Source organism: Candidatus Leptofilum sp., assembly GCF_965223525.1.
In the GTDB taxonomy this organism is placed as follows: domain Bacteria; phylum Chloroflexota; class Anaerolineae; order Promineifilales; family Promineifilaceae; genus Leptofilum.
In genome coordinates this window covers 930209-948621 of record NZ_OZ245005.1, presented here as the reverse complement: position 1 = coordinate 948621, position 18413 = coordinate 930209, and the positions used below count along the sequence as shown (strand labels likewise).

The 18413-nt window shown below is 54.0% G+C and carries 9 protein-coding genes and 1 pseudogene; 3 read left to right on the top strand and 7 right to left on the bottom strand.

The window, feature by feature from the left end; translation table 11 throughout:
- Positions 1-129: 129 nt before the first annotated feature.
- The 5 genes and pseudogenes from ACOQPM_RS21105 to ACOQPM_RS21085 form a co-directional block, all read right to left on the bottom strand.
- The gene (locus ACOQPM_RS21105; protein ID WP_420632233.1) at positions 130-1167 is read right to left on the bottom strand and encodes a LacI family DNA-binding transcriptional regulator; all 1038 of its coding nucleotides are present in this window, start codon (positions 1165-1167) and stop codon (positions 130-132) included.
- A gap of 314 nt (positions 1168-1481) precedes the next feature.
- A pseudogene (locus ACOQPM_RS21100) lies at positions 1482-1808 on the bottom strand (peroxiredoxin family protein); the annotation flags it as partial.
- A gap of 12 nt (positions 1809-1820) precedes the next feature.
- Complete coding sequence (locus ACOQPM_RS21095; protein ID WP_420632232.1) at positions 1821-1952, bottom strand: hypothetical protein; 132 nt, start codon at positions 1950-1952, stop codon at positions 1821-1823.
- A 90-nt stretch (positions 1953-2042) separates the two neighbouring features.
- Positions 2043-2381 carry a hypothetical protein gene (locus tag ACOQPM_RS21090; protein ID WP_420632231.1) on the bottom strand — a complete coding sequence of 113 codons (339 nt, stop codon included), beginning with the start codon at positions 2379-2381 and terminating at the stop codon, positions 2043-2045.
- Between the two features lie 83 nt (positions 2382-2464).
- The gene (locus ACOQPM_RS21085; protein WP_420632230.1) at positions 2465-3268 is read right to left on the bottom strand and encodes a J domain-containing protein; all 804 of its coding nucleotides are present in this window, start codon (positions 3266-3268) and stop codon (positions 2465-2467) included.
- 184 nt (positions 3269-3452) lie between these two features.
- Between ACOQPM_RS21085 and ACOQPM_RS21080 the strand changes: the two genes are divergently transcribed.
- The 3 genes from ACOQPM_RS21080 (at position 3453) to ACOQPM_RS21070 (ending at position 8337) form a co-directional block, all read left to right on the top strand.
- A complete protein-coding gene (locus ACOQPM_RS21080) occupies positions 3453-5300 on the top strand; it encodes an adenylate/guanylate cyclase domain-containing protein (protein ID WP_420632229.1) in 1848 nt (615 codons plus the stop codon).
- A 144-nt stretch (positions 5301-5444) separates the two neighbouring features.
- Complete coding sequence (locus ACOQPM_RS21075) at positions 5445-6857, top strand: DinB family protein (RefSeq protein ID WP_420632228.1); 1413 nt, start codon at positions 5445-5447, stop codon at positions 6855-6857.
- Between the two features lie 43 nt (positions 6858-6900).
- Positions 6901-8337 carry a hypothetical protein gene (locus ACOQPM_RS21070; protein WP_420632227.1) on the top strand — a complete coding sequence of 479 codons (1437 nt, stop codon included), beginning with the start codon at positions 6901-6903 and terminating at the stop codon, positions 8335-8337.
- Between the two features lie 247 nt (positions 8338-8584).
- Here the strand turns inward: ACOQPM_RS21070 and ACOQPM_RS21065 are convergent, their stop codons facing one another.
- A complete protein-coding gene (locus tag ACOQPM_RS21065) occupies positions 8585-13111 on the bottom strand; it encodes a DUF7594 domain-containing protein (RefSeq protein ID WP_420632226.1) in 4527 nt (1508 codons plus the stop codon).
- Positions 13112-13305: 194 nt separating this feature from the next.
- Positions 13306-17967 carry an FG-GAP-like repeat-containing protein gene (locus ACOQPM_RS21060; protein WP_420632225.1) on the bottom strand — a complete coding sequence of 1554 codons (4662 nt, stop codon included), beginning with the start codon at positions 17965-17967 and terminating at the stop codon, positions 13306-13308.
- Positions 17968-18413: the final 446 nt, after the last annotated feature.

Below are 18413 nucleotides of genomic sequence, written 5' to 3'. Positions count from 1 at the left end.
GTAGCAAACCGCAGAAAATATTTTGAAAATCGAAGTGCGATTTCTCTGTGGTTTGCTCAAGTAAAAGCCAAATATGCGCTCAATCTAATTCAAGATTCTATTTGGCTTTTACAGTTTTCTGAACAAAAGTTATTTGTGAACGAACCCTTTGGCTGGCGGTGCCCCAGTTGAATCACGAATAATGATTGACGGCTTGATGATGACTTGCTTCTCTTCTATCGGCTTTCCCTCAATGAGGTTTAGGAGCATCTCGGCAACTTGAGAGCCCATTTCAGAAGCAGGTTGATGCATGGTTGTGAGTGCGGGATTGGCGTATTCAGATAAAAGGATGTCGTCGAACCCTGTGACGCTGATGTCTTGGCCAACTTTTAAGCCACGTTCCTGGACGGCACGCATGGCTCCTAGTGCTAGCAAATCGTTACAGGCAATGAGTGCTGTGGGTGGCTCTGGTTTGTCTAGCAGTAAATTGGCAGCTTGACGGCCTGATCGCTGGCGAAAATGGGTTTCCACAATCAGTTCTGGATTGAAAGGCAGGTTGTGGGCCGTTAGCCCATCAATAAATCCTTGGACGCGATGATGCGATTTGGTGAGGTTGGTTGGTTCGGCAATGCAGGCAAGACGGGTATGGCCGAGCTCTACGAGATGGTCAACAATTTGACGAACGCCGTAACGGCCGTCTTCATCAACCAGGTGAAAGTCATTGTTATGCTCGGTTTGGCCGAAGGCAACAAAGGGAACGTTATGTTCTTGTAGCAGATCAATCCGGGCATCTTGGCGTTGTGTTCGCACGAGGATGAAGCCATCGAAGCGACGGCTACGCAAATGCTTTAGGTAAGTTGCCCGTTCATCCTCGACATCGGTGGAAGATATGTTGAGATCGTAGCCAAATTGAACAATGTATTCAACAATCCCAGACAGAAATTCACTAAAAAATGGGTCAGAGAAGCGCAGGGTATTTGCCGAGGGCAGGATGAGGGCGAGAGTATCTGTGCGCTGTTTTTGCAGGTTGCGGGCGGTGATGTTTGGCTCGTAGCCCATTTCGGCGGCGACGCGCTGCACCATTTCGCGCGTTTTGGGGCTGATGTCGTCAAACCCAGCCAGGGCGCGGGAAACCGTGGGGACAGATTTTCCGACGCGTTGCGAAATATCTTTCAAGGTAACAGGCATTGATAATTCCTGAACTGAATATTTTGTAATGCGTAGCCAAGATGTGCCTAAAGAAGTTCTCTTCCCGAAGAATCGTATGGGGCAGTGGGGCGTGGATGGTTGTTTCAGAAAAACACACAAAATTTCTAAAACGTTTTAGGCAACATCAATAATGTAATCTAAAACGTTTTAGATGTCAAGATACAAAATTGCCAGTTGGGTAGGGGCCAACATTGTTTTTGCTTATGGTATCTATTAGGGGGTTTAGGTTAAGGGGGGAGGGAGACGGCCGTTTCCGTGATGTCTAGGTGGGGAAACGGCCGTTGCAAATTTATCTACTGGTTGCTGAGAGAATCAATCAAATCCAGCATTTCTGTGTTACTGGGAATGTCTGTCATATCGTGCCCGTAATGTACGTAGCGGGCGATACCAGCTTTATCTACCAACACCTGGGCAGGCATTCGGCCAAACTTGAAGATTTTAATCTGCTGCCCATATAGCTTGAGTACTGTATGTTTGGGGTCGGGCAGACCCGCGAAGGGTAGGTGGTGTTCACGAAAATATTTAGCAAACTTGTTTTGATTTTCGGGGCCGAGGACGAGTACGGCCGTCTCCCGTTCTACAAACTCATCATAATCTCGACGCAACTGCGCCATATGCTTTTGGCAAAATGGTCAGGTAAAGCCCCGGTTGAATACCAGCAGCACATGCTGCTTCTCCTTAAACTGAGACAGTGAAACGTCATTCCCTTCATAATCTACCAGCGCAAAATCGGGTGCTGGCGCATTGAGTTCTACTTGTGCCATTGTTATTTTGGTTCCTTTGTCAATAGTGCGTATTGCGTAGTGCGTAAAAAACGGAATACGCAATACAGAAATGGTAAAAAACTAAGAACACTACTCGTTTGCTGGCCAATCTGCGCCATCATAGTAGCGGGTGCCGCGATGCCCTTTCCGAAGGATGGGCATTTCCAGCCGCTCGCCGGGGCAAGCCACCATGATTAGCGTGCGCGGTTTACCAGAATTGGGATTGGTCGCGCCGCCGATTAGCTCCTTAATTTGGCAGCGGCCCACGAGCTGGTCGTTGAAGATGGTGTAAACATAGTCACCCACGTTTAGTTTGGATGGCTTGCCCGCCATGTGAAACTCAAACTCCGCCAAGCTGCCATCATACAAACTGTCTACGCCCGCCTGGCCTTGCTTGGCCGGGATGGTTTTGGTAATGCCAAAGCTCATTTGTTCCTCCAATAGTTTGCTTAATTTGCTGGTGGTTAGTGGCTAGTTGATTGCACACGCAACTAGCCACTAACCACCAACCGCTATATCTCAGTTGTAAATTGGGATAGCTGACCCTTTAAGTCAGCCAGATCAACGTGGGTGCGCTTGATAATGCGTTGTAAATCTTGCCTGACGGCCTGCCACCAGCTTTTGCCTTCTGCTTCAAGCTGCTGGGCTTTGCGCCACAGCTTAGCCACGTTGTCTTGCCGCAGGGCGCGGTACTGCTGCTGCACCTTGCGCTGGCGCCGCTGAATTTTTAGCAACTGTTCCCGCTGTTTGCGGATTTTCAGGTTTTTGATGTTGTCTAGCTCGGCAACGGCCGTTGCGTCCAATTCTCCCGCCAAATTATGCAACGCTTCAACATTCTGCTGCTCATAGGCGACGTTGACGGCGGACATGATTGCCGTCATGTAGGCTCGTTCGGCGGTGCCTGCGGCCAAATCGGGGTGAAAACGACGGGCCAGCTCCCGATAGAGCCGCTTGGCTGCTTCTCGTTCTTGCTGCGGCGTGGCCAGCTCTGGCAGGGCAATCTCAGCAAACGTTACCGTTTGGCCTGCTGCCTCCGCGTCGGGTGCAAACGGATCGGCCATATCATCTCGCATAGCTGCATCTTGCTGGTGTAGCTTGAGCTGCGTTAGGCAGCTTTCCCGTTCCGCTCGCAACGAGAGCGTTTCATCAATGAGATCACCCAGTTTGAGCCGGCACTGCATCCGAAATGCGTTCACCGCTGCCTGTTCTTCTGCCAGCTTGGCCTCCGCTTCAACCAACTGCTGCCGCGCTTCATCCAGATCGGCTTGCGCTTGCTGCTGTTGGGGAATGGGTACGGCCGTTATTGCTCTGTTCATCACAAGTTAAGTATATGCCACTTTCATAGGGGCTTCAATGTGGAGAAAGCTTACAGGTTCCTTAATTTTGAATCTCTTTGGTGTGATTTCACTGCCTGAAAGCGTCCGAAAGTTAGACGAGGTGTACCGTTTTTAATTGAACTCTTCACGCACTGATCTAGCGTTACCCTTTATACTAAAAATTATGAGTGAACAATCTGAGCAGGACGGCCGTTTCTATTATCGTTGGGAATGGCAGCTCCAATCTACCCCAGAAGCATTTTGGCCCTTTTTTGCCGATACCAACCGACTTAATCGGGACACGGGCATTTTCCCCGTAGCTGAACTGCCGCCGCAGCCAGAAGATATTGGCACCGGGCGGCGGCGCTTGCGCTTTCAACTACCCATCCCCTTTAGTTGGGTAGAGGAGCCGTTTGAATGGGTGGCACCGTACCGCTACGGCGTGCTGCGCCATTACCAAAACGGGCCGCTACGCGCGATGGAAGTGTTGGCAACCATTTCTCCACAAAAAAGTGGTGGCTCTACGCTGGTTTATGAAACGTGGCTTGAGCCACGCAATATTGTTGGTCGCTTAGCCGCGCCGATTGCGCTGGGAATCATTGCCCCTCGACGCTTTGGCAAGGCAGTAGAAAAATATGATGCGATTGCTGCCATTGAGGCCCCGCCGCTGCTGTTGAAACGGCCGTATCGTCTGGTGCCTGGCGCAGAGGGGCGCATGAACGGCATGGCCGACCAACTGCTGGCGCAGGGTGTGGAAAAGCCATTGCTCGATTTGCTGCTGCGTGAAATTAAGGAAGGAGATGATTTGACACTGGCTCATTTACGGCCGTATGCTCTGGCTGATCAGTGGAATGTACCCCGCCGCGACGTGCTAGAGTTGGCGCTGATGGCCACCCGCGCTGGCTTGCTAGATTTTCAATGGGAACTGCTCTGTCCGCTGTGTCGCGGGGCTTCAGACCGCGTGCATAACCATCTCTCTGAAATGCGAACCAATGTCCATTGCCCCACCTGCAACATTGATTTCCAGGCGGATAATGAACATGCCATCGAGCTAACCTTTGCCCCCAATTCCTCCATTCGTCCCGTCGAGCGCACCGAGTTTTGCGTAGCTGGCCCGCAGCAAACACCCCACATTGCCGTGCAGCAACTGTTGCCCCCAGGTGCCACACGCACCGTCCAGCCCAAGCTAAAAGCAGGCCGCTACCGAATGCGAACGGCCAATCTGCCAGGTAGTCGGCAAATCGTTGTCACTGAACAAGAAACAGCGGCACAAACTTTTGAAATTCAACCGGGCGGCTGGCCCTCTGAACGGGTGTCGTTGCAGTCAGACGCCAATCTGACTTTGCACAATCAAAGCGACGCGCCACAGCTTTTCATTTTGGAAGAGATGGCCTGGAGCGATCAGGCGATTACGGCCGCAGAGGTGATTAGCCTGCAAAGTTTCCGGGATTTATTCACGCAGGAAGCGCTTGAGCCCGGGCAACAATTTTCTGTGGGCAGCCTAACAGTGCTTTTTACCGATTTACGGGATTCCACCCGCCTCTACCGCGAAATTGGGGATGCGCCAGCCTTTGGCCTGGTTCGCAACCATTTTGACGTGCTGCACGATGCCATTGCCGAAGAGGAGGGGGCCATTGTCAAAACGATTGGGGATGCGGTGATGGCCGTCTTCCGCCGCCCGATTTCTGCCGTTCGAGCTATTGTTAAGTCGCAGGCAATTTTGGCAAACCCAATGAATGGAGAACGGCCGTTGCAGATCAAAGCAGCGATTCATGCGGGCCACTCCATCGCTGTTACCCTGAACGAGCGGCTCGACTACTTTGGCACCAACATCAACATCGCCGCCCGCCTGGAAAAATTTTCACAGGGCAACGATCTGATCCTCTCCGATTTTGTTTACTGCGACCCCGAAGTGCAGGCACTCATCCACGACGCCAATGCGCCGATGGAGACTAACTCTTTTGAAGCCCAACTCAAAGGGTTCGACGACGAGCGCTTCAACCTCTGGCGCGTCGTTCCCAAGCACCAGTAGGGGCAGACCCCCGTGTCTGCCCATAGGGGCGCACACGGGGATGCGCCCCTACGAATATTCCTCTACATCCCCCTTGGCAAAATTTTATTGCCAACTTCCCCCTTTCCGCGTATGCTACAGTTAGTTTCTTCTCAGGAGCATACGATGGCAAAAACAGAACCCTTCACGCAAACACAATTGGATTCGATGGTGGCGCAGTTAGTAGCCCAGCGTGAGTCGCTGTTGGCGTTAGTACGGCCGTTATCCAACAGCATGCGAAGCTGGAAACCAAATGACAGCCAGTGGAACATCCACGAAATTTTGCTGCACATTGGCAGCAGCGAATGCCGCTTGGTGTCTCGCTTGGGCAACTACGTTCCTGCCCCCAGCGAAGTGACCCTCATCCGCTTTTTGAACCAATCCCGCCAGGCGGTGCTGGCACGGCTAGGCCAGTTGGATGACCAGGAGCGTAACCAGGAATTTGCCGATGGCTGGACGGCCGTTCGCGTCCTCACTGAACTGCTAACCCACGAGCAAGCCCACATGACCCAAATTGAAGGCGTTGTGGCTCAGTGGCGGCTGCATTTGATGGCGCGATTGGCCGCTGAGCGAGCCAGCTTGTTCAACGTGCTGCTGGGTCTCTCAGAAGCACAGCTAACCACTGCCGAGCTGCTGCCCGGCTGGACTATCAAGGATTTGCTGGTGCATATTGCCTTTTGGGATGGTTTTCACACAAACCGGATGCAGATGGTGGCAGACGGCCGTCTTCACGAAATCATGGAAATTGGCGACGATGCCGACATGGACGCCTTTAACGCCAAACTGCTGGCCGAAAACAAGCAGATGCCGCTGGAGCAAGCCCTCGCCATGCTGCAAAAAGAGCGTGGTGGCCTCATCCAGTTGCTCAAGCGGCTAGACGACAAAACCTTGCAAAGCCAAATTCGGCTGCCGTGGGGCTGGCGTACCCACATGCGCGTCTGGGCTAGGTGGCGCTACCTGCACGATATGGATCACACGCAGCAAATCCGAGCGTGGCGCGAAACGCTGCCACCGGAAGAAAAGCGATCCAACGGCCCAGCCTACCTGCTTCGCGCCCTGCTGCGCGCCTGCCGCAAGGAGTTTGTGGCGCTGCTGCCCTTGCTGCCAGAAGATGAGAGGGTCGGCCGCCCGGTGTGTGGCGTCTGGACGATGAAAGATTTAGTTGGCCACCTCACCGCCTGGGCGGAAGTTGGCCACGATGGCTTACAGCAAGCCGCCGCGGGCAAAGAACCCATTTTTGCGTCAATTGCTGATTTTGAAGAATGGAACCAAACCGAAGCTGCCAAACGTGCCGACTACGCCTGGGAAACCATTTGGGAAGCATACGAATCCGTTTACAACGCGCTCCGTTCTGGCCTGGATGAATTGACGGACGAGCAGCTTGCCTTTGAATTCAAAACGCCGTGGGGGTCACAAACCAGCCTATTCCGCTGGCTCACCATCTGGCCCCTCCACGAGCGTGAACACGCCGTGGACGTGCGCCACGCCCTCACTCTCACCCGCTGGCCCAAACGCCTTACGGGACACCCGCAAAAGTGAGAACCGCCTCGCATTCCATGAATTTACGATACTACAAGATCCAATGAAAAATGTGGCCACATTCTCTAGATTTTTGATTATTTTAATGATTGCTGTCATATTGAGCTTTCTTACGGAGTGTACTGTCTTTACAGAAAGTGTTGAGAGGGATGAAGTCTCAGAAGTAGTTACGCCTCTTATTGAAACGACATATGAAGTTCAAACTCCTGTCCCGGTAACTGACACAGATCATGAACCCACTTCAATTTTGAGTCAAGCTCCAACGCCTTCACAAACGAGTGAACCAGCTTTGACTCCAGAGTCTTTATCAACGGAAAACTTAATTGAATCTACTGTTGATCTTGCTGGTAGCTTACCGGATATCACCACTTTGGATGGCCCAATCTTGGCGATGATTCAGATGCAAAATGAATTAAACCAAATTCATCTGCTAGATATAGCTTCTCAGAGATTATTCGCTTCTCAGCTTGAGGTTAACCCGCTTAGAATAAACTGGCTGCCGGAATCATGCGTTCTGGCTGCAACTATTCGCAACCGCGATGATGCAACAGTAAATATAGTTAACATTGAAAACATTGATGCTGTACTTTTCTCAGATCAGGACGCTGTAGTGGAGATTGCCCAGGATGGCTTTGAGGCTGGATGGCGATTAAGTCCGAATGGAAATTTAGTAGCATACCTAGTTTTGTCTGGTGAACAATATTATGCTTATTCTGAGTTCCAAAATATTGAAGTGGATGTAGTTGATCCTAGTCATTCGGCTCTGACGCCCATCAGCATTCCATCAAATGATGGTGTCCTGAGCTTTTCTTGGTCACCAGATGGCAACTATATAGCCTATAGCGACTTTGATGAGCGCAATGTGAGGCAACTATATATTTACGAAATCGAGACAGACCATCTGAGCCAGCTTACTTCATTTAAGGATGCGGGGGAGATGATTGGTGAACCGATAGGAAACTTTATTGGGCAACCGATTTGGTCAGCAACAAGTGAGTTAATCATTTTTGAAACCGGGATCACGCAAGAGGACGGAACTGTAGATTACTCACTTTGGGCAGCAAGATTAGATGATTTTCAAACTAGTCAATTGATAACGGAGTCAAATACCCATATTAGCGTTATGGGAATCTCTCTTGATGATAGCATGACCGCTGTTTACTTAAGCGACGGCAACAGCACATCAAACCTTTTGTGGATTGATGTGCCTTTTGGAAATGTTGTGCAGAAGCTGGAAACAGGTGAGGTTTCAGGCACCGACATCAAATTAGTTGCCGCATTAATTGGGGTGAATTCTTGGTTGGGCGAAGACACAGATGGCCAATTGTATTTGTATGATCACGTCACTCAGACTGTTGACCTTGTTCCCGGAATAATCTTGCCGAGTAAAGGATTGATTTTCGAGTTGAATTCCCAACGCGGAGAGGCAGCATTTGTAGGTCAAATTTTGGAATGGAGTATCTTTGCTCCATGTCAATAATGACGTTTTCTCTTGGTGTTTATTAATGGCTGCGGCCTGTCTGCCCTTTCCTGGCCTACTTTTGATTGATGTAGCTGATAAACTTTGCTTATTGGCGGTGCGCGGGACGCCGACCACAGCTGGAGAAGACGCTTTGCTGGTTGGGAAATGGATTAGAGTAAGGAAAATGAAGAAACGGCCGTCCCCCATCAATCTAAAACCGGAAACGGCCGTTCTCAACCCAAATTATTCAGTTTGTAGCAAAACCCTACGGCACAATAGACAAGCCATCAATATCCGCCCCGCTGAGGCCGTTGGCTGCGCCATCCCAGAAGAGGCTGTAGGTGCAGGTCGTGTCGTCGCCCAGCGTGCCGGGCGTGCAAACAAAGATGGCCGCGCCATCGCCGCTGGCTCCGGTGACGCTGAAGCTGCCTGTGGTGCTCAAGTAGATGTCGCCGTTGGCGTCAATCCAAAGCGCGTTGATGTCTTCGGTGCTGTCCGTTAGCTCCACATCGGAGCCGTCGAAATGCAGCAGCCAAGTGCCGCTGGTGGGGTCGCCAAGCGTTGCCCCATCTAGCACGACCAAATCCTTGTCATCGCCGCTGATGCCCACAAAGAAATTATTGAGGGTGCTGGCTACGGGACGGCCGTCTGCCAATACGCCAAACGCATCAATATCCTCACCACCAGAGGCCAGCCCCACGTCTGTGCCGTCGAAATATTTCTCAAAGGTTCCGGCCGTCGTGTCGCCCAGGCTGGTGGGAACAAAGCGTACCATTTCAGAATCATCCACCACGCCCAGCGTGCCGATGTCCTGCGCCCGCTGTAGGCTGATGAGGAAGCTGCCGTCGGCCAGTCGGTGCAGCGCGTCAATGTCATTGATGGTCAGACCAATGTCGGAGCCATCAATCACCATCGCCCAGGTGCTGCTGTTGGTGTCGAAGGAAAGCACGTCTTCATCGGCGTAGGTGACACCGCCCACGGAGCCATTGCCAGACAAGCTAAGGTAGATGATTTCACCTGTGCCCGGTTCTGGCGTAGGCGATGCTGTCGCAGTCGCTGTTGGCGTCGGTGTATTTGTTGGCAAAGGCGTTGCCGTTGCCGTGTTCGTAGGCGTTGGACTTGGGCCAACCGTCGGTGTGTTTGTCGCCGTCGGTGGTGGTAGCGTATTTGTTGGCAATGGTGTATTCGTGGCAGTTGGCGGAACCGGAGTGTTTGTCGGCGTAGCCGTTGGGCCAAGATTGACGTTTACTAGCAGTTCTGGTGGATTGGTGCCCTCGCGGCTGCTGAACATGAGCCGATTGCCATCGCTGCTGGTGACAGCGAAGCTGAACAGGCCGTCCCCCGTCACATAGTTGCTCACGTCAATTTCTACCCAGGTGCCGGCGGTGAAGCTGCCAGAGCTGTTGATGAGGCTGCCGTTGGCGGGGGCAGTGGCGTGGGTTACGGCCGTTTCCACCCAGCTATTATCCGCCACTTGCAAAATCGCAAATCCGGGCGTCGAATCCGACTGGACAAAGAGGCGCAAGGTTGCATCGGCAACCGAGCCACCCAGCCCCGTCACGTTGAAGCGCACCAAGGAGTACATCTCCGGTGTCGCATCGGTGGTAAGCTGCTGGGAGAGACCCAGGTTGTTGGTAGGACGGTTGCTCAAAACGGCCGCATCTGCCTCGGTGATGAAGGTGAAGCTGCTGACCGGGCCGGGGGTATCCGTAGGTGCAGGCGTGTTGGTAGCGGTAGGCGGAACGGCCGTATTTGTAACCGTCGGACTTGGCCCTACAGTTGGCGTATCTGTGGGAACAGGTGTATTCGTGGCCGTCGGCGGTATTGGTGTATTCGTAGGTGTTGGACTCGGCCCCGGTGTCGGGGTCGCCGTTGGCGTGATGTTGCCCGTCACGTCGGCGGCAAAGGTGCCGCGCGTGAGTGCTGCCGTACTCAGGCCGCTGATTTGCAGCGTCTGGCCGTTGGTCGTCACGCTGGCGGCAGCGTCCCAGCAGCTAGCGCCGGGGCAGTCAGCGATGTTGCCCACTTGCAGCAGGGCTTGCTGCGCCAGCACGTCCGCGTTGCAGGCGGCGTTGTCGTCCACCGGAATGTTAAGCGTCCAGGTTGCCCCACCCGTGGGCGTACCGCGCGTGAAAACTTCGTAGTAGTCGGAACAGAGGACACCGCCCGTCAGCGGTTCGTTGAACGGGGCATTGCTGCCAGAACGGCCGTAACTGACGAGAACGGCCGTACCGCTGTTGTCGCTGCTTTCCAGTTCGGCATCGCCCAGCTTGGCGCGACCTACTCTGCTGGAAACATCGATCCATTCAACCACCTCGGCGCCCAAGCGGGCATCCCAGGCGGATTGGGGCAAACCAGCGGGTGTGCTGCCTAACGCCGTTCCCCAGAAGTTGTTGTTTAGATTGGCCGTGCCGCCGCTGCTGCTAAAAGCGGTGCTGAAGTTGCTTACGTTATTGGCATAGGCTTCCAGCGTGCCAGCCGACTGCACCAAGGCAGTTGTGTTGCCATCTAGCGTGCTGCCCTTCACCGTCACGGTGCTGCCTCCGGTGATGCTAACCGCTTCGTTGAAACCAGTAATGACTGTATTTTTGATGAGGACACGGCCTGCGCCTGCTGCGCGAACGGCCGTTGCCGTCCCGCAATTGGCCGAGCAAGTCAGATTCAGATTCAAAATCGTCATGTTGCCGATGCTTTGCGGCGAGATGAGGCGGCTGTTGACCCCACCAGTCCAGTTGAGCGTACCGCCATCGCCGTACAGCACCACGCTGTTAATGCCTGCTCGATCTGAAATGAGCGGAGCGGAGATGTTGTGCGTACCGATAATTGTAATCGAATCACCATCGTTTACGTTGTCCAGCGCAGTTTGCACATCGGTAAAGTCACAGCCAACGGGACAAACCGTCCACGGCTCTTTGAGTGCTTCCAAAAAGTCCAGAATGCGCTCGGCGTTGTTTTCGCCAGCCACCACATCCAGGGTGCCGAGCAGTTGTCCCGCAGGGGAATCGGTAAACTCAGTGCCAGAGTAGAAAGTGATGGCGCGGCGTAAATCAATGCGGGTGTGATTGTGGAAGTACGGCCCCGTGAAATCAGAACCAAACAGAGCCATCGTGCTGTAGGTGCGCTGGCTGATACCGTTGATGTCCGGGTCTTCTGGCGGCAATCCATCCAGGGCATTGACCGGAATCTCATCCGTGCCGGTGTCAAATTTAGCGTTGACGCCTTCGGGAATGCCCGCAATCGTGCCGTCTGAGGTGGCGAGTACGGGACCAGAGTGGCATTTGGAGCATTGCGCTTCATTAAAGAAGACGTCGCGCCCTTCCATTTGGTTGTCGGTAATGGCAAAGCGATCCAGATCGTAGTTACCGTCGGCTGGAATGCGGATATTGAACTGGAATGTTTCCAGCGCATCCAATTCAGCCTGTGTGGGTGGGCGGAAGTCGATGCCGGGACGACGCAGCAGACTGCGCGGTGCATGTTGCACAATCGCGCCCTCAGAAAAATCACCCAAATCGGCAATCTCAGAACTCCAGCCATAGGGCGCGGATTCAGCGACGTTGAAGAGGTGAGGCGAGGCGCGGAACACTTCTTGTTGCGTAAAACCGTCGATATTTTCCAGAATGAGGGCACGGCCGTCTGGGAAGCTGATGGTGTTGGCCGAGGGGCCGTGTATCATCGTGAAGTTTTCTAGGCCATTTACGCTGCCGTTAACCGGATTGGGGCCAGCCAAATCGCCAGCGGTGAAGGAGACGAAGGTGGCGCTGTTGCCGTTGGCATCGGTGATGGTGCCAGAGAGGTCAGACCCGCCATAAATTAGAAAGATGTCTCCGGTTCCAGCCAAAACGGTGGCCGATCCGGTGCTGCCGGTGATGGCTCCCCGCAAATCGCTGGGCTGGGCAAAACCACTTGGCGCAGTGGAGGTTACGATCAGCGTGTTTATATTAAATTCGTTCACAAACAGCATGTCATCGGCTGGCAAGTTGAGAACCTGATCAGGAGAGAGACCAAAATCGCCGTTATCGGGAACGTGGCAAGAGGCGCAGGTACGGCCGTTGCCCAAAAAAGTCTCTTGCGTAAACAAAATTTCACCCTGGTCTGCCAATGGCGCAACGGAGGGAATGACCGTGAAGGTTGCCCCCGCGCTGTTTACGGGATTGGGCGCACCCATGGCAAAATCGGCGTTGGTTTGGTTGCCGGTGCCAAAGCCAGAACCAGAAACGCGACTCAGCGCAGCGGTGTTCAGGATGGGTAATTCGGCGGAATTAGCACCGTCTGTGGCCCCGGCGGTGCTGCCTGTGTAGCCCGCGCCGCCGTAGGAGAGGGCAATGTCAATCGGTTGGGCGTTGGCGTTATCTGGGTTGTTACGGAAGGCGACTTTGCCTGCAATGGGCACAATCTCTGGCGGCATGATGAAGTCTGGGGCGGGTGTGCCGGGGAGGGCTGCAAAAGCGGCCGTGGCTACCAAAATCATGTTGTTCCCAGAGGGCGGATCGCTAGGAAAGACGAAGCGGCCAGTCTCATTGCCAAAGGCGTCATGAAAAACAAGCATGGTGCGGCCGGGTGCGCCCACGGGGTCGCCTGGCTGTGGCCCCCACTCTAGCTGGTTGCCGTCTGCCACTTCTAGCACCACATATTGCACCTGAGAATCACCATTCATCCCGGCCATCAATTCATTGATCCGGACAAGGTCATTGTCGGCGGCGGCTGGTTGGCTATTGCTTATAAAGAGGCCAAGAATGAGGAGGCAAACGGCCGTAATGGGCAAGCGATAAGTTGTGAAACCGCGTTTCAACATGAGTCCTTCCTATTTTCTGTTTTTTAATCTACCCATTGTGTCGCAAGAACACCGGGGCGATACTGCTTGGCACAAATACGAACTACTTATCTTTACTGATTTTATATACTTTACGTAAGCTGGCTTACATTAAACGTTACGTCAAAAAAGGGTCTCCAGTTAGGTCTGGAGACCCTTAAGTCGTCACGTATCTGTTAGGGTGCGATTGCTAATCCATCAATAACTTCGCCATCGAAGCCATTGGCAGAACCATCCCAGAAGAGCGCGTAGGTGCAGGTGGTGCTGTCACCCAGCGTCCCGGGCGTACAAACGAAGATATCTGCGCCATCGCCAGAGGCCCCAGTGACGGTGAAGGCCCCGGTTACGGCCAGGTAGATGTCGCCGTTGGCTGTATCTACCCAGACGCCGCTGATATTTTCGGTGCTGTCTGTTAATTCCACGTCTTCACCATCAAAGTAAAGTGCCCAGGTGCCGCTACTATCGTCACCGAAGACGCCGCCATCGAGTACGAGCAGATCGTTACCGCCACCAGAGCCAAAGCCAACGTTGTAGTTGCCTAGTGTGCTGATGACGAGACGGCCGTCTGGCGTAAAGCCCACCGCATTCACATCTTCACCCGCCGAAGCCAGGTCTACATCAGAGCCATCCAGGTACATTTCCAGCGATCCCGCTGTGGTGTCACCCAGTGAAGTGGGCACGAAGCGCAGCACGTCAGAATCGTCCACTGTGCCCAGGCCAATGCCACTCAAATCTTGGGCGCGAACAAAGCTGAAGAGGACGCTGCCGTCGCTCATCATCATGAAGGCATCAATGTCGTTGGTCACGATGCCCAGGTCAGAGGTATCCAGAAGGATGTCCCAAGAGCCGTCGCTGGTGTCGTGGGTTAGCACGTCTTCATCGCCAAAGGTGATGCTGCCCGCCGTGCCGCCGCTGCTGGAACTGAGGTAGATAACGGGATCGCCACCCGGTACAGGCGTGTTGGTGGGCGTTGGCGGTACAGGCGTGTCGGTTGGCAGCGGTGTGTTCGTTGGTGTCGGTGATGGGCCAGCGGTCGGTGTTTCTGTTGGGACGGGCGTGTTCGTTGCCGTCGGCGGAACCGGGGTGTTGGTCGCCGTTGGTGCTGGTCCGCCGCTGGTAACAATCACCAATTCCGGTGCATTCGTGCTTTCCCGACTGTCGAAGTTGATGCGGGCGGCATCGGTGGTGCTGATCATGAAGCTGGCCAGACCATCCGCAGTTACAGAGCCAGTCACATCCACCTCGACCCAAGAGCCAGCCGTTGTTGCGCCAGAGCTACCCAGAGCAGTCCCTGCTGCGGGGGCGTTGTTGAAGGTGATAGTTGTTTCACCCCAAGTATTGTCAGCTACGCTAGCAGCATCAATGCCAGTGGCGTTGGTGGTGTCTGCCCAGATTCGAAGCGTGGCGGTGGTAACGCTGCCAGTCAATCCCAGCACATCGAAGCGCAGGTAGCTGTTGATGATGGGCGAGCCGTCTACAGCTAGCGTACTGGAACCACCATAGTTATTATCACCCCGATTACTGAGGACAGATGCGTCAGCAACGGCCGTAAAGGTAAACGTCCCACCAGACCCATCAGGCGTACTCGTTGCCGTTGGTGTAATCGTTGCCGTCGGCGTTATTGTTGGTGTCGCTGTTGGCCCAGGTGTTGGCGTATTTGTCGGGATGGGCGTATTTGTCGGCGTTGGCGTGGGGCCGCCACCTGGCTCAACCAGGTGCAAAGCCTGATTCGCGCTCACCACACCGATATTTTCGACGATGCCATTAGGCCAGCGAACCGTCAATGTACCGCTGGTAGCTGTACCCAGACCAAAGAAGGCTGCCTTTTGGTCGCCGCCACCGTGCGTGGGGCCGCTGGTGATTTCGCGCATTTGGGTCACGCCATCGGCCGTTAGCGTGAGCCGCGTGCCGATGCCGTCCCGGTTGCTCACCGTGCCTTCCACAGTGATGGTCAGCCAGTTGGCTCCGTTGTCGCCGCGATTGTGGAACAGTAAATACTCTTCGTCGTAGTTGCCAACCACCAGGTCTACAAAGCCGTCACCGTCAAAGTCGGCAATGGAACCGCTACGGCCGCGTCCTTCATCGGCCAGGCCGCTGGAGACTGAGATGTCGGTGAACGTGCCATCGCCGCCGTTGTTGTGCATGAAGATATTGGCATCAGACAGGCCAGAGGTGAAGATGTCGCCATTGACCATGAGGAGATCAAGCCACATATCGTTGTCGTGGTCGAAGAAGACTGTACCCCAGGTGGTGGTATCTACGGTTGCGGCATCAACGCCAGAAGAAACTGAGATGTCTGAATAGACGCCGCTTTGATTTTCCAGAATGCGGGCAGGGCCTAGATTACTAAAGGCCATATCCAGCCAACCATCGTTATTGTAGTCGCCGATGCCTAGACCCATGCCGTTCAGCCCAACGTTGGTGTTGGTGGCGGCCGAAACGTCGGTGAAGACCCAGCCAGGGCCACCGGCGCCATCGTTGCGCCACAAAACGTTTTCATGAACATCGCCGTTTAAGCGATCATTGACCAGGTACAAATCGAGGTCGCCGTCGTTGTCAAAGTCGAACCAGCCAGGGGAGAAGCCCGTGGCGACTAGTTCCGGGCAAGAAGCTGCGCCCCCGCAGAGGTAGTTGGTGACTTCGGTAAAGGTGCCGTCGCCGTTGTTGCGGTACATCTGGTCTTCATTGTTGGTGAAGTCAGCAGAGCAAACCATGTGCTTGGCAATGTACACATCCAGGAAGCCGTCTTGGTCGAAGTCGCCCCAGGCACTCATGATGGTACGGCCTGTGCCCTCGATGCCTGCCGTAGCGGTGACATCGGTAAAGGCCACGCTGCCCGTTTCGATGAGCTGATTTTCGTACAGGATGTTGTTGCCAACGGGGTTGCCCCAGGCGGTGACGTATAAATCCTGGTCGCCGTCGTTGTCGTAATCTATGAAGGTTGCACCCAAGCTGGCAAGTCCAGCATCGGCGATGCCCAGCGTGCCAGCCACGTCGGTGAAGTCGGGTAAGCCATCGCTGTTGGTGTCGCCATCGTTGCGGTAGAGGTAGTTGGCGCCACCGCGATTGGTGGCGAAGAAGTCTTGGTCGCCGTCATTGTCGTAGTCGCCCCAGGCGGAGCCGATGCCAATCGGTGGGTTACAGCTTGCTCCCGCGCTGTGGGTGGCGGTAATACCAACCTGGCTGGTCACTTCGTCAAAAGCATTAGGGCTGAGTGGCCCACCACCTGTTGGTTCGGTTAGGTGAAGCTGCTGATTGGATGTGACTGTGCCTAGATTTTCGGTCATGCCGTTGGGCCAGTGGACGGTAAGCGTGCCGCTGGTGGCGTCGTCCAGGCCAAAGTGAGCCATTTTGTAGTCGCCGCCGCCGTGGGAGGGGCCGTCGTTGATTTCCCGAATTTGGGTGATGCCGTTGGCGGTGAGTTCCAGACGGGTGCCGATGGCATCGGCGTTGCTGTTGCTGCCTTCAACGGTGACGGTGAGCCAGTTGTTGGCGTTGCCTTGGTTGCGATACAAAGCCACCTGTCCGCCGTAGCTGTTGACCAGCACGTCCACAAAGCCATCGTTGTCAAAGTCAACAATGGAGACGTTTTTGCCAGAGAGGCCGTTATCCAGGCCGCTGCTGCTGGAGAGGTCTACAAAGGTGCCGTCCTGGTTATTGCCCAGGAAAATGTTGGGCAGGCCGGGCGTACCCAGGCCGCCAGCGGCAAGGTAGAGGTCAAGCCAGCCATCGTTGTCGTGGTCGAAGAAGACGGTTCCCCAAGTGATGCTGCCGCTGGTTGCAGCATTTACGCCGGAGGATACGGCCGTATCCGCAAACGTGCCATCCCCCTGATTACGCAACAGCTCCGCCGGGCCGCCATCACTCATGGCAAAGTCTAGCCAGCCGTCGTTGTCATAGTCGCCCACGCCCAAGCCCATACCATTGATGGTGAGGTCGGCGCCAGCAGCGGCCGTAATGTCGGTAAATATCCAGCCGGGGCCGCCGGGGCCATCATTGCGCCACAGCACATTTTCATGGAAGGAGCCAGTCAGGATGTCGTTGACGAGGTAGAGATCAAGGTCGCCATCGTTATCGAAGTCAACCCAGCCGGGGGAGAAGCCTAAGCCATCCACCTCGGCGCAGGTAGCGGCGCCGCCGCAAACATATTCAGTAACTTCGGTAAATGTGCCGTCGCCATCGTTGTGGAAGAGGCGGTCTTGATTTTCGGGGTCAACGGGGCAGCCTTCGGGGTCGCCATGGTTGGTGAGGTACATATCTAGGAAGCCGTCGTTGTCGAAGTCGCCCCAGGCGCTGCGATTGCCCACACCGCCGTCATCTAGTCCCGCGCCCGCTGAAGCTGTTACGTCTAAAAAGGTGGCGCTGCCGGATTCTGTAAGCTGATTTTGGAACAGAATGTTGCCCACAAAGGCGGTTCCCGGGCCGTCGTCGTCCCAGTTGGTGACGTAAAGGTCGTGGTCGTTGTCATTGTCGTAATCTATGAAAACGGCCGCAATCGAAACGCCATTAGGAATGGTAACGCCAGCCGCTGCCGCCACATCAGTAAAATCAGGCAAATTGTCGCTGTTGGTATCGCCATCGTTGCGGTAGAGGGCATTATTGCCACCCTGGTTAGTGAGGTAGAGGTCTACATCGCCGTCATTGTCATAGTCGGCCCAGGCGGAGCCGGTACTGAAGGGAAGCAAACAGGAGCTAGGCACCTGATTGGTAAAACTAATGCCAACCTGTGAGGTGACATCTGTAAAGGTGGTGGGTTCCAATGTGCTTGCCTGACTTTGGAAGAGAAGCAAGCCAAAAAGCACCATGATGCCGACGAGGGGTAATGCGTAGCGTCTCATTGAGTAACCTCCTGAATATGATGATATGTAAAAGCGGGAAAGTTTTTGAAAAGTAAGAAGAGCCATTTCTCCCGCTTTTAATTGAGCAAATCACAACAAAGAAGGTTCGCTTTTTTTAAAAATCTTCTTGTGATTTGCTTAACCAACTATTTATATTGACAACGTGCAGTTGCTTCATTGAATAGAAGCCTGGAAACAAAAACGGCTCTCAAACAAGGTTTGAGAGTTGTTAGGTTAGAGAAATTTGTGGTTGTTTTGATGCTTGGTAGTTACAAGGTCACACAATACAGTGGTTTGAATTTTATGAGCTTTTTTAGTACTTTCTTCCTAGATACGAGGTTAGGCAGCAGACCTTACAAAAATTCTTACGGCATGGTTTCCTGTTGGTTAAAGCAAGAAAGGCCTGGCTCACATTGCCAGACCTTTCTATGATGCAAAAAGTAAAA

Bases quoted from the DNA above. Each gene is read 5' to 3' on its own strand.
- ACOQPM_RS21105 (WP_420632233.1), bottom strand. From the start codon at position 1,167: ATGCCTGTTACCTTGAAAGATATTTCGCAACGCGTCGGAAAATCTGTC.
- ACOQPM_RS21095 (WP_420632232.1), bottom strand. From the start codon at position 1,952: ATGGCACAAGTAGAACTCAATGCGCCAGCACCCGATTTTGCGCTGGTA.
- ACOQPM_RS21090 (WP_420632231.1), bottom strand. From the start codon at position 2,381: ATGAGCTTTGGCATTACCAAAACCATCCCGGCCAAGCAAGGCCAGGCG.
- ACOQPM_RS21085 (WP_420632230.1), bottom strand. From the start codon at position 3,268: ATGAACAGAGCAATAACGGCCGTACCCATTCCCCAACAGCAGCAAGCG.
- ACOQPM_RS21080 (WP_420632229.1), top strand. From the start codon at position 3,453: ATGAGTGAACAATCTGAGCAGGACGGCCGTTTCTATTATCGTTGGGAA.
- ACOQPM_RS21075 (WP_420632228.1), top strand. From the start codon at position 5,445: ATGGCAAAAACAGAACCCTTCACGCAAACACAATTGGATTCGATGGTG.
- ACOQPM_RS21070 (WP_420632227.1), top strand. From the start codon at position 6,901: ATGAAAAATGTGGCCACATTCTCTAGATTTTTGATTATTTTAATGATT.
- ACOQPM_RS21065 (WP_420632226.1), bottom strand. From the start codon at position 13,111: ATGTTGAAACGCGGTTTCACAACTTATCGCTTGCCCATTACGGCCGTT.
- ACOQPM_RS21060 (WP_420632225.1), bottom strand. From the start codon at position 17,967: ATGAGACGCTACGCATTACCCCTCGTCGGCATCATGGTGCTTTTTGGC.